Here is a 13,757-nt window from a genome sequence, read left to right as displayed (position 1 = left end):
GGGTGAATTATTAGGAGATCAGGCAATTACAACCGCGATTCTAGATCGTATATTGCATCGAGTGGAAATTATTCATTTAAATGAAGACAGTTGGCGAATGAAGCATCGAAAAACCATATTTGGGCAGTAAAGTGTTTCAAATTAATAAGCAGAAATTGTGTCATTTTACTTGACGGTCACACCTCCCCCCGTTTAATACTTAGACTCATAATAAGCCTAAAACGTTTCAATAAAAAAGGAATCCCTAAGTTGAGATTCCTAACAGTAATCTATTCTATTAAGTCCGAATGCCTAAGAAGAAAATTGCCTTAGTTCAGGAATGGGGTAGTTGGGTTACACATAGAAAACATTTCAGAGAAGACTAATTATTAACGAATTGAAACCAAGTTCAAAAAATCTATGATTGAGCTCATAAAATATGATTCTAAACTTAAAAATGCTCAGCAACAACCAAATAACTTGAGTTCTTCTATGCTTCGTATGGGTTTTGTAGATTTGGTTATGAATGCACCCTTTAAAGAATAGTAAAAGTAACCCCAGATATGTAAGGTTATATAGTATTCTGGGGTTCTTGAACAAGGACAAACTCCTTACCATGCTATTATTTACATGCTTGATTACATTTGAAGCGTATTAAAAAATAATCGGTAGCCCGCCATTCATACGAATTGGAGATCCCTTATAGCAGGCAATTAGACAACTTGATATAGTCTAACATACTAACCACAGGAGACCATACCAAATAAGAGACTATCTATGTATGAATGATCGCAATCTTAACCATTAAGGCAGTCTCTTATGCTAATTCGCTTATATGATTTGATAGTCTATCATGTGTTCAAATTTACCTTCAATGATAAAACTTCTTACTTTTCATTTTTTTGCGTTTGAAATCTTTTCAACTTCACGATAAAACTGATCTAATAGATCTTCATTATATTGTTTTGGGCCAGGATTAGTTTTTACATAATTCCACAAAAAAGCAGCAATTTTCATTTTATTCTTCATACATTGTGTCCTCGTATCTTTATTAAAGTCTCTAACAAAGTTATTCCATTGATACGTTTTTTCTTCGGGAGAAATTATGCTATGATTCTCCTCCCCATTCTTTCCCTTTTCATAAATTTTGATTAAATCCCCTACAGTCATGTTAAGATCACCTTGGCGTTCTGCTTCACGTAGCGCTGATGCCATTTCTTTTGTAAATTTAAACTTTGGAACATTATAATAATTTGCAAAAAATTCCCTAGCTGTTTGATTAAACTTAAAACCCTCAGGAATTAATTTCGTAGCTACAGTTATTTTAGTTGAACGAACGCCTTTTCTAATATTAGAAACTTTTTGACGGTTATCACCTACTTTTTTTCCAGATAGATAGTTTTTAATTTTTGATTCCAATTCCGCTTTTGTTCCATGCGAGGGTATTTTACAATCAATACAAATTCTCTTTAACTCTTCTTTATACCAATAATGTTGAGAAAATTCCTTAACTGACATATTCCGATTAAAGTCTAGTCCATTCATTTTATCCATATTGATCCTCCAGTAATTATGATCTGGTAAACGCATCAATTCATTATACAGCACCACTATTTATAAAGCTTTAGAAATTCTAATCATTTAAGCTTCCGTTTATAATCTTTCATCCTCATTTTTTCATCCAAAGATGCTTGCGTGAATGTGTTTAATAAAATCCTTTAACGAATCATAACATAACCTTCTATATTCTATCGCCTCGATTATAGAAAAAACCTTAAAATTAAGGCAAACTGCAATTTATCTTCAGTCTCAATGGCCTAACCAACCCCCATTATTCAAATATCATTGCAATGATCACAATAACAAGCAAAGACAAGTAAACCTTGGAAAATAATCGATCAGGCATATGGTGAGCAATGCGTGTGCCTATAGGTACGCCTATAAACCCTCCAGCAACAATACCAATAAATGCCGGAATATAAACAAAGCCTAAAGACCATGTGGGGAGATCTGGATGTTGTATTCCATTAAATATAGATGTTGCAGCACCTACAATCGCTATAGGAAGACTCAACGGAGTTGCAAGAGAAACCGCATTGACCATCTTTAATCGACAGCTTCGCAAGAAGGGAATGGTTATAACACTGCCGCCAATACCAAGCAACGTGGCGATAACACCAACTACTAAGCCAATAAACGACGTTTTTATGCGATTTGGCATCTTGATATGATTGTCTTTCATATCTATAAATGTTTTCTTCATCAAGGAAGAAATAATTGTATAAATAGCAAACATAATAAATAGATATCTAAGAATATCGCCTGCAATAAAAGGAGAAAAAAGGCCCCCGATTAAAGCACCTACGGCAATTACAGGTGCAAGCTGAAAAAAAATATACCATAATATATGGCCTTTACGATGATGAGATATCGTTGAGTTTATAGAATTCACAATCATAATAGCAAGCGATGTTCCTATGGCCATGTGCATAACTAATGAATCAGGAACATTTAATTTTGGCAGCAACAAATACAATACGGGTATTACTACAAATCCCCCTCCGAAGCCGAACATGCTCGACAAAAAACCTGTTAATACACCAAACACTAAAAAAACTATAATTAGTTCCACATAATTCCCCCATTTACGACAATTTGCTATTCGATTGACTAAAATCGGTAGTTGAATAATCGACGCTTACAAAGTTAACTATCATAACAAAACAGCGCATTACTTATTTTTAATTTCTTCTAATAATGAAATAACCTTTTCATTTTGTTCAATGATAGTGTCGTTTTGATTTCTAATCCTAACAAAATCAAATAAGATGACAATTAAAATAATCATGATAAAAAATATTACCATCCTTATTCACCTCTAAAGAACTACATTTATTTTTACGTTGTTTTTTTAAAATTAGCAGCGATTTAATAGCTATGTTTTAGGTTTCATTTATTATTTAGTCGCCTTTTCTGTACTAAGTATATCGAGCTAAACCCTGCCATAAACAAAAATCCTTCTAACCAATCCTACTCATCACCACCATGTACTTCCAACTCTTAACAAAAAAGTAAAAGATACAAAATAATATCACATAAGAAATCAAATATTTTTTGCTTAGGCGATACATATAGAACACCTTTCATAAACTAGTAGAACCCAACACTTTCATAGTAGCTTGAATAATCTCATCCTTCCACCTTATTGCTTGCTGTTGTTATTTTTAATTCTAAAGCAATGCACAATATTTTTTCTTACTAGCTTTTTTAGCGTTTTCCGCCAAAGCATAAAGCTGGTTATCAAGAAAGATATACTCAAAATAGTATTAAATTTAGAATACTAATAAAAAAAGAAAAGGTCGTTGAAAACTACGACTTTTTCTTTATTGTTGAACTTTTTTAAATACAATAATGAAAATGCTTAACTCAAGTTAAATCATCATTAACCATGTATTTTAGAAACCATACACATAATAAATCATAACGAATGCAAACGTAAGGTGAAATTAAATCTTTTAAGGTTGTGGATTTAGCACTCTTTTGAAACATATACCTCGCCACTTGGATAAACGACTCATTTTTGGGATAAACGCGAAAGCAAGCTTAATACTAGAATGCTTTGGTGCATCGTTCATTATTCTACTATTGCACCGTCATTAGATCGTAAACAATAAGTAATCAATTTACCATCTTCTATATAAGTATTACTAATATTGCTAATTTCACCGTCTCTCCAACCAATAAATAATTGCATTTTTACTATACCGTTTTTAATTCCCTCTTCATCAATGGCATGAACGATTCCATCACCTAATTGTTTATCTAGCTCATTCTCATAATCATCTGTAGCTCCAATATCATATCTCCAATAAGGCAAGGCATTCTTAGGGTCTACTCCAACTACATCAGCTTCTCCAATCAGATCTATTACCTCAGATTTGTTCATTCCAATTCCTAGGTTATCTTTAATAAATTCTTTATCAAATATTCCCCTTTCATACTCTATTTGATAAACATATTCTATGAAGTTATCAAACTGTTCGTCATAAACATGTTTAAAAGACCACTTAAACATATGTGTTGCTAACTTGTATATCCAATTAGAAGGAATTAAAGAAACATTAACTATAAAATTAGTTCCTTCGGGGGTTTCTTTAAGAATATATTCTGTCTTACTAATACCTTCTTTTGTTTTAGTTTCGACTGTAGCATAGTTTGGAGGATCATGTCTTGTACATTTAGCATGAAACTCATATACTTTTTTACCTAATTTTTGTTTCGTAATGAAAGTTGCCCCTTCTTCTAAATCATCTTCGCTTCCATCATACATATTTTCGATTATTTGTGTATTCCATTTTAATACATGTTCATCTTTATTCAAACATTCAGATACTAGATCAATAGTAGAGTCTATTTCTGATTCAAAACGGTAACAATGTATTTCCTTCACTTTTACATTCTCCTATTCAGTTTTATTCGATTAATTATACTATGAACAGGAAAAATTTACTATATTAGTATAAAAAGCAGCACCCAAGTCTTATAAAGCTTGGATGCACCATTTAAGAATCACAAAAAACTAACCATATATTGTTTATAGTGGCAGGATTTCAGGTGTGACATGACATGCTCTAAACTACCTGGCTAGTAAGACGCCTACTGTTATCTGCTGGAAAATCAGACTTACAATCGCTGCTATCGATTGTGTTCCATCAAACGATCCCTAATCAAATAATATACTTAACTCCACCACATAGCCAAAACAAATAAAGACCAGCATGAAATGAATAAGCCTATGATTATAACGATTATCATATATTTTGAATAAACTATTCTACTAATTTTCTTCTTCTTATCAGCTACATAAACTATTACAACAGAAATCAAATATAATCCAATGCTAAGTATAGTACATACAGTTAAATAATAACTAAGGTGAATAAAAGATAAAATCTTTTCATTCATTACATAAGCGATGTCCTGACCAAATAAACCGAGTATTGTCGCAATTACTACACAAGCTATTATGGAAAAATGAAATTTTACCAATTGAGCTTCTCTCCCTTACATTCTATTCATTTTTATGTACTCCATCATTCAGCAAGGATTAATTGTAAGTGCTTTATACAATCATTGGTTGCATACTGATCCAGTTATTATGTAAACCCATATTCAGATAGTCCTATTTGTTTCATCATCGCTTATCATACCGACAAAATTGAGAATTAGTATATAAAACGGATAGACTATAAGTCCTCCTATTGCTAAAAGACCAGTAGCAGGATTGGGATAATCCCCACCATTAGTTATCGGAAATAAAGATGCGAATATATAAATAAAAAGAATAAAATAGGGTAACCAAAGGATGATTGTCCAAAAGCTTGCTTTTCGCCCATCCAACCATTTCCTTGTTAAGAAAAGAATTAGTAGTGTACCACCAATAATCTCAACAATAAGCATTATGCCAGTCATAATATTTACCGTATCAACTTTCCAATTTAGTAATCTAGTAATTCTATACACATTTACCATAAGTTCAAGAGGAACAAATACCATAAGAGCGTATAGCATGCTGACCACATTTAACTTCAAGAAATATTTCATATCTAATCCTCCATCAATTAACGAACAATGTTCCGTTAACATATTATGCTGCTCTTGTTAGTGGGTAGACATGTGACCGATAAAGCCGCAGGTAAAGCAATAAGGTAGAGAAAATGTATCTGCTGGGAACTATTAATATAAATTAGACATGCTCTCATAATTGCTCTAAGCTATGAAAGCATGTCTTTTAAAAAATCGATTATGTGTAAAATTATCATCACGCTTATACCTTCGGTTTCAGCTGCCTAATTACTGACATGATAAGTATTATCATACCAACTCCAAAGCCTGACATGGATAAGGGAGCAAGTAAAAATTGCATGAGCTCACCTTGCACGAAAAAGCTCATAAGCATGACAACCATACATATCACTGTAAATATACCAACTGTTAAAGTCCCTATAAAATCATTCAAATGATGCTTTTCCTCATGAACTATAGTAATTTTATTGTCCTTAAGAATAGGCAACTCTAGTAAATTTGGGATGTAATCCTCTAACCTCCCCTTAATCTTACTAAAATGTTCCTCGGACAACCGTCCTTTATCAATACGACTCGCGTATGATTCGCTCGCTGCTGTTAATGAATATTCTTCATCTACAGATGATAATGTCCCATCTAGAGTAATGATTGCTCTAAATGCACCGGCAACGGTCGGTTTTAAAGATAGCCCCATCTCGGCTATCATCGACATCAGTCGTCCCATCATCACACTAGTTGGGTCATGTGAAAAAGATGCTTCTGATAAAAGTTTATTGAGATGTCGTTCTATCATATCTTCTTCGGGTACATTTTCTCTTTCACAAACCCTCATCAAACCATGCGCCATCTCTTGCGCATCATTATTGCTGTACCCAATTAGGAAACTTAACATACCAGCTCTTTCATCATTTGATAAATAACCAACTGAGCCGAAGTCAATAAGCGCAACTTCTCCATCGGTTGTCAACATGATGTTCCCCGGATGTGGATCAGCATGAAAGATACCAATCATCAGTATTTGATTTAAAAATGCGTGCATAATCATTTCTGAAACGTCGGTTGTCACTTCTTTTGTAAAACTATCCCCTTCAATATACTCCATCGTTAATACATGCTTAGTCGAATATTCAGAGTAGACTTTAGGAACTCTTATAGTAATATTGTGTTCCTTAAATGCTTTTCTTAACATGTTTGTATTTAACGCTTCGATATCAAAGTCAGTTTCTTCGATAAGGCTCTTTTTAAATCCTCTTGCGAGTTCTATTAAGCCGAGTCTGCTAATTTTAGAAGAACGTTCTGACAGCCATGACACAAATTGAATTAATAAATCTAAATCCACTGTTATCTTTTGTTTAACATTAGGTCTTAAAATCTTAACAACAACTATCTCTCCAGTTAACTTAAGCTTCGCTAGATGAACTTGACCAATAGAAGCTGCTGCGATAGGTCGCATCTCAAATGATTCATAGATATCATCGATATTACCAATTTTGTTATCAATGATTGTTTTAAGCTCATCTTCACTTAAAGGTTTTACTTGGTCATGTAAACTTGAAAATGCATCAATGTAATTACTAGGTAAAATTTCTTTTTTTGTCGATAATACTTGCGCAAACTTAACAAAAACTCCACCCATCTCATCAAGAATTTCAGCAATTACATGTGGCAACTTCGCATGATCTTGTTGAATCAAATGATTTAAACCTTTACGTGAAGCAATCCACAAGAGTTGAATCGTGCGCATAAAACCACGAATTCTATTCATAATATAAAGGAGTGGGTTAGATACTTGTAATACTTTAAAATTAAAGAGGCAAAGAAGCATGTATGTATAGCAAGTGATAAATATAATAAGTAACGGGTAATAGATAAACATAACTCTCAAAATCTCAGAATCAGATATATTAGAAATTTGATTGAAGTATGTAAAAGATAGAATGAGTGTCACGATGGCTGTACTGAATAGCACAGCAACCAATAGCTTAAGCTGTTCATTTTTAAACGCCTTGATATTTGCGATTATAAAATAAAAAATCAGAGCAGCGATAATGATACTGCTCAAATAAAATTGCTCTAGAACTTGAACCAACACACTAACAACAAGTGCGCTAATTGACGATACGATTACTTTATGATTCATGTTAAAAAAAGAAGTAAGCAATATAAATATTATGAAAGACACAATTAATACACTTAAAAAGAACATATCCCATTCCACCTAGCCACTTATAATGATTTTAATGGTTATAGTTTAAGTTATATCGTATATCTATGTCAAAAGAATTATGCTCTTCCCACAAGATAATGCACCCCAATTGTTTGATCGTGTCTAACATTAGGGTGCAATACTTTTTTTAAACCTACCTTTTAAACGGGAAACTTACTACTATTTCTTAAAGCGGATTATTATCGCTATGATTTGATTTCATCTTATTTTCTGCATTTTGCTTGATTCTTATATCTACGGTGAAGTACCATGAATGTATCTCGGTCCTGGCTGTAAATCAGGTTTTTGACCCATAGCTTTTGGATTTTGAACATACTCAAAATTAGCTTGTCCATCAAGGGTTGGACCGTTTGCCCATTTACCTGTACTACTATCCTCTCCTTCAGAAAAGTTCATAAAGGAATATGAAACTTCTTGTTTCTCATACTTTTGGTTAAATGTACTTGGAACAACAGCGCCTTGCGTTTCTTCTAATTCTTCAATAGCTGCCATCCATTGATTTTGATGCATGGTATCACGGGCAATTAAGAAAGAAAGCATATCTCTAACTCCTGGGTCCGTTGTCATTTCATAAAGTCTACACACTTGAAGTCTTCCTTGCGATTCTGCATTTAAATTTGCTCTAAAATCAGCAAGCAAATTCCCACTCGCTATGGTATAACGAGCTGTCCAAGGATAACCTATACTATCATTAGGCTGTGCACCTAAACCACTTACGATAGCTTGCTGAGGATTCATACCACCAAGGACAGCTTCAACTGCTGGATCTTTAGCTCCCTGCTCTTGATCATGTGCAGGCGCGCCATCTAATAATTGAGCAATCATTGTTGCAATCATTTCTACATGTGCAATTTCTTCGGTTGCAATATCAAGTATCATATCACGATATTTACCTTCTGCACGGCAATTCCACCCTTGAAATAGGTACTGCATCATAACAGACATTTCTCCATATTGTCCACCTAGTATTTCTTGCAACTTCTTAGCATAAACTGGATCTGGTTGACTTGGTTTTGCATTATACTGTAACTCCTTTACATGATAAAACATTTAACACCTCTCCTTTTCTTCGTACAGTAAGAACTTTCAAGGATTAGGTTTAGTAATAGTTAAACTTTTATTAGATGCAATATATTCCATCAATAACCATTACGCACTTTTACGGTAGTAACACATCTAATTTAAGCACACAAACGCTCAATAACGTTGTTATTGCATATCTATATAAAAGTTAATAATTTTTAGTTTACTCCTCAGAGAACGGTGAAGAAATTATATGAACTTTCTTTCTAGTTCAAGGTTATTTATGGGAAATATTCCCCTTTAAAAGGTAGATTGTATCGGAAATAAAATAATTGAACAAGCGGAAGCGCCCGATTAGAAACGTAGCGACTGGAACAAGTCAATGGAGATTAAGGAATCACGGTGTGCTTGCGAGCCGTGATGACTTATCGTGGGGCGATTCGTGAAGTAGCCTCGTTTCTGGGCGCTGGAGCCGGACATGGCTAACACGCTCATATTTATCCGCATGGGCTAATTTTATAATTTCCTATACTACAAAAAAAGAATATGGAAATAAACTCCACATCCCTTACTTAACTATAAGAACAGGACAATTTACACGTTTTGCAACCTTATGACTAACACTCCCTAAAATAAAAGACTGTAAGTCATTCAATCCTCTACTCCCTATTACTACACAATCATAAGATTTTTCATTTGCAAATTCAACAATTTCTGGTCCTGGATCACCATGAAGAACATTTGTATTGTAATCCATATCTGATTTATCTAACATATCTAAAATTGGCTTCAGTTTTTCTTCTCTTTTCTTTTCGATTTCTAGTTTATTGGTTGAATGTAAAACATCTTCTTTTGCCGTTTTTCCATCAACTACATATATAATATCAGTAGTCCCTTCGAATTTATTAGCAAGTTCTATTGCATATCTAGCGGATCGTATTGAGTGCTCCGACCCATCTACTGCCAGTAATATTCGTTTAAACAATTCATCTCACTCCTTACAATATTATTAGACTTAGTGACCAGCCGCGTTTGAAATACCACCAATACGTTTTTTCAGTTGCTTACTTTCCTCATTCAAACCAATATAATTTACATTGATATTATTCTGGGCAAACTTTGCTTCTATTTTATCTAACGCCCCAATGGCAGAGTCATCCCATAGATGGGCCTGTGTTAAGTCTATTTCTACTTCGGTTATAGTGTCTCCAAAATAGAATTCACTTGGAAGATCACTTACAGATGCAAAGAATAATTGTCCTTCAATACGGTAGGTTTTTTTCTGATTTTGTACTACTTGACCTTCCGTTACTTTAACTTTAGAAATCTTAGCTGCGAAGAAAATAGCACTTAATAATACTCCAGCTAATACTCCAATAGCCAAATTGTGTGTTGCTAATACAATTATTATGGTAGTCAGCATTACTGCTGAATCGGTCTTAGGAATTTTAACAAGATTTTTAAGAGAAGACCAATCAAAAGTACTTATAGAAACCATGATCATAACTCCCGCTAAGGCAGCCATAGGAATTTGAACTACAACCTCACCTAGTATAATGATCATAGACATCAAAACAACACCTGCTACAAGTGAAGATAACCTACCACTTCCTCCAGATTTCACATTTATAACTGATTGTCCTATCATTGCACATCCACCCATTCCACCGAAGAAACCTGTGACTATATTCGCAATGCCTTGTCCACGACTTTCTTTATTTTTATTACTTTCTGTATCAGTCATATCATCAACTATATTAGCTGTTAATAATGATTCTACTAAACCAACGATTGCTAATGAAAAAGAATACGGAAGAATAATCAATAGTGTTTCCATTGTTAGTGGAATATCTGGGATTAAAAATACTGGTAATTGTTGTGTTATTATTCCCATATCACCTACTGTTCCAACATTTATATTACCTATTATGACAATCGCCGTAACAACAACAATTGCTACTAAGGTTGATGGAATAGCTTTTGTAAATCTAGGTAATAAATAAATAATGGCTAATGTTAATGCTACAAGTGCATACATAATCCATGTTTCACCAACAAAATGCTGTAACTGTGAAGTAAAAATCATGATAGCTAATGCATTTACAAATCCAATCATTACAGATCGTGGAACAAACTTCATCATTCTAGCCAACTTTAATATGCCAAATAATATTTGAATTATTCCTGTTAGAATAGTCGCAGCTAACAAATACTGTAACCCATGCTCTGCAACTAAATTAACCATGAGTAGTGCCATTGCTCCAGTAGCTCCGGATATCATCCCAGGTCTACCACCGACAAAGGCAATCACTAATGCTATAGAGAAAGAAGCATAAAGACCTACCATCGGATCAACACCAGCAATAATAGAAAAAGCGATTGCTTCTGGAATTAAAGCTAATGCGACAACGATTCCGGATAAGATATCTCCTTTTACATTTCCAAACCATTCTTGTTGTATCTTTAAAATATTCATTTTTCAGCTCCTCTTTGTTGTTATTATATATATATTAATAGACTAATAGTTCAAGGATTATTTCATAGAACAGAACGAATCATACCATATATATTATAAACAGCAAAATCCCAAGAAAACGTATCCATTTTATTATTACTTCAAATTTCTCCAATTTACTTTAGATAACTTCTATATCCAATTAATTATAAAATAGTTATATTTAATATAATTATCTATAACCATATATAATTATTTAAGTTTTTTTTTTTTAAAACAATTAATTATGGTATGATTAGTTACAAGGAAAAATGTTTGGAGGCATTGTAATGACTCATGAGATTATGACCGTTGCACAGGTTGCAGAATACTTACAATTAAGTGAGATGACAACATATAAATTAGTTCAAGAAGGAAAAATCCCTGGTTTTAAAATCGGAAGACATTGGAGAGTAAAAAAAGAAGATTTAAATGAATTCATCGAAAGATTAAAAAACGGAGAAAGAATCTAATATAAAAAGACCCTAAAACGATAAGCCTAGGGTCTTTTATTTTAGCCATTAGCTAGTTGAGATTTCTCTGGTTTTTTTGCAATCAGAGCACAGAACAATCCGATTAAAGGAAATAATAAAGTAGCTAACAGTACAGGAGTGTAGCTATGGAAAATATCAAAGCCTACCCCAAAAGGTAGTGGTCCAAAGGCTGATCCTAATACCCCCATCGTTACGCCTACTCCATTAATACTACCTATATATTTACGCCCGAAATAATTTGGCCAAATTATATTTAATCCAATTCGTTCTAATCCATTTGCTATCCCCCATAAGACACCAAATGCAAAAGCCACATAGACATTCGTTGTTACAAGTAACATCAATAGTAATATAATTTCTATTAAAAATATACCAAATAATAAATAATTCGTTTTTACTTTTTCTGTTATATATCCAGAAATAAAAGACATTGGTACTCCCACAATTGCCATTAAACTTAACACAATTGCAGCTGATTCTGGTGACAAATCATTACTACCAAATATAGATATAATATGGAAAGTAATACCAATATTAACCATTGCTGGAATCCCAACACAAATTAGAATTGCCCAAAAAGCTCTAGTTTTCATTGCTTCTTTTAATGTCCAATCTGTCGCAGCTTCTTGAATCTGAGCCCCCATTACTGCCCGTGTTTGCTTTTCAGCATTTTCACTTGATCCATCTGGTAATAGTCCAATCTCCTCCGGTTTATTCCGAACTCCAATAAGAGCAATAGGAACAAATATAAATAGTAGCAGAACACCCCAGAATCTCCATGCAAACTGCCAGTCCCATGTATGAATTAACCAAGTGTTCACAATAGGGAAAACCATAGCACTTGCAAAACTGCCCAATGTCATAATGCTAAAAGCAATTCCTCTTTTTTTAATAAACCATTGTGCAACTAATGTATTAGGTATTAGAGACATACTACCTTGACCCAATAAACGTATAAGGAAAAAGCCAATTGCAAGCATCCACATACTAGAAACCATACTGTTAAAAAAGCAAGCTATACTAAATAATGTGCCGACAATAACCATCATCATCCGCTGTCCAAATCTATCTATAAATCTCCCGATAACCATCATACCTAGACCCGCTATTAAGGTAGCCATAGAATATAACCCCGAAACCTGTGACCTAGACCAATTGAATTCATGGATGTATTCATCAATAAACGTAGAGTTAGAATATGTTTGCCCTGGACCTGAAAAAAATACTCCTAGTCCAGCAATAAAGACAATCACCCAACCGTAGAAAAATGATTGAAATAATTTCAACTTCTTCATGAAATTGCACCACCTAGTTGTTATTTTTCAAAAGTATAATGAAGTAGAGTGAAAGGAAAGGATGATTTATGTATAAAATGTTATACATAAACATATATCATTAAATAGTTTAACAAATTATGTACTGCAATATATACAATTAATTTGAATAGTATTTAATTATATTCAGATTGACTTCATTATAGTTAAATATTCATATTTATGTTAATTTAAGGAATTTTAAACAAATGAATGGAATATCAAATACGTAAATGTATTATAAATTGTTTCTAATAAAAAAGAGGCATTGTTAATGAGTGATATAGAAGGGCTTTGCAAATTTACTTCTATGTGTAGAGAAATTTTAGATACACAAAAACCATTTTAATGAAATTATAAACTATCAGACCCTTAATGACATATTTAGTAGCATATTTCTTCCATTTTTCTGGTGATTATGAATGCCCATTATTCCCCATGTAAGGTGTACCTTATTATTTTGTACAATCTTAGTAAGATCTTTTTGTTAAGCGGTTTTTGAGCCATCTTATTCTAACCTCCCTCTATATACTTTAATTATCTTCAAAATACTCTTGTTTTCTTAGAATTAATCAAGCACCATTTCATTGAATGTATTGATGGATAAAGCGTTTAATCAGAGTACAGAATATTCTAACCGG

At 33.2% G+C, this 13,757-nt stretch carries 11 protein-coding genes; 2 read left to right on the top strand and 9 right to left on the bottom strand.

Translation table 11 applies throughout. The features are described from left to right. On the top strand, positions 1–130 hold a 130-nt coding region (locus tag RVS70_RS20405), incomplete at its 5' end, for an ATP-binding protein (RefSeq protein ID WP_246484846.1). 743 nt (positions 131–873) lie between these two features. On the opposite strand, the gene RVS70_RS20400 is transcribed toward RVS70_RS20405, so the two are convergent. The 8 genes from RVS70_RS20400 to RVS70_RS20360 form a co-directional block, all read right to left on the bottom strand. Next, positions 874–1,533: an SAP domain-containing protein gene (locus tag RVS70_RS20400; RefSeq protein WP_051388288.1), complete on the bottom strand. Its 660-nt coding sequence runs from the start codon at positions 1,531–1,533 to the stop codon at positions 874–876. A gap of 277 nt (positions 1,534–1,810) precedes the next feature. After that, a complete protein-coding gene (locus tag RVS70_RS20395) occupies positions 1,811–2,611 on the bottom strand; it encodes a sulfite exporter TauE/SafE family protein (protein ID WP_321134652.1) in 801 nt (266 codons plus the stop codon). A 1,002-nt stretch (positions 2,612–3,613) separates the two neighbouring features. Next, positions 3,614–4,429, bottom strand: a complete 816-nt coding sequence (locus tag RVS70_RS20390) for an SRPBCC family protein (RefSeq protein ID WP_321134650.1) — start codon at positions 4,427–4,429, stop codon at positions 3,614–3,616. A gap of 722 nt (positions 4,430–5,151) precedes the next feature. Next, positions 5,152–5,583: a hypothetical protein gene (locus RVS70_RS20380; protein ID WP_026680545.1), complete on the bottom strand. Its 432-nt coding sequence runs from the start codon at positions 5,581–5,583 to the stop codon at positions 5,152–5,154. Positions 5,584–5,806: 223 nt separating this feature from the next. Continuing rightward, the gene (locus RVS70_RS20375) at positions 5,807–7,771 is read right to left on the bottom strand and encodes an ABC1 kinase family protein (RefSeq protein ID WP_228089194.1); all 1,965 of its coding nucleotides are present in this window, start codon (positions 7,769–7,771) and stop codon (positions 5,807–5,809) included. Positions 7,772–8,026: 255 nt separating this feature from the next. Further along, positions 8,027–8,842, bottom strand: a complete 816-nt coding sequence (locus RVS70_RS20370) for a manganese catalase family protein (protein WP_026680547.1) — start codon at positions 8,840–8,842, stop codon at positions 8,027–8,029. A gap of 541 nt (positions 8,843–9,383) precedes the next feature. Next, the gene (locus RVS70_RS20365; RefSeq protein ID WP_026680548.1) at positions 9,384–9,800 is read right to left on the bottom strand and encodes a universal stress protein; all 417 of its coding nucleotides are present in this window, start codon (positions 9,798–9,800) and stop codon (positions 9,384–9,386) included. Between the two features lie 30 nt (positions 9,801–9,830). Then, a complete protein-coding gene (locus RVS70_RS20360) occupies positions 9,831–11,291 on the bottom strand; it encodes a SulP family inorganic anion transporter (RefSeq protein WP_321134646.1) in 1,461 nt (486 codons plus the stop codon). 308 nt (positions 11,292–11,599) lie between these two features. Here RVS70_RS20360 and RVS70_RS20355 point away from each other — a divergent pair, with 308 nt between their 5' ends. Continuing rightward, the gene (locus RVS70_RS20355; protein WP_026680550.1) at positions 11,600–11,782 is read left to right on the top strand and encodes a helix-turn-helix domain-containing protein; all 183 of its coding nucleotides are present in this window, start codon (positions 11,600–11,602) and stop codon (positions 11,780–11,782) included. Between the two features lie 41 nt (positions 11,783–11,823). Here RVS70_RS20355 and RVS70_RS20350 read toward each other — a convergent pair whose 3' ends face one another. After that, complete coding sequence (locus RVS70_RS20350; protein ID WP_321134644.1) at positions 11,824–13,098, bottom strand: MFS transporter; 1,275 nt, start codon at positions 13,096–13,098, stop codon at positions 11,824–11,826. Positions 13,099–13,757: the final 659 nt, after the last annotated feature.

It is taken from the genome of Virgibacillus sp. M23 (genome assembly GCF_034190895.1).
Lineage (GTDB): Bacteria > Bacillota > Bacilli > Bacillales > Amphibacillaceae > Virgibacillus > Virgibacillus salarius.
Note: the sequence above shows the minus strand (reverse complement) of the source record. Positions and strands in the feature narration are given on the sequence as shown.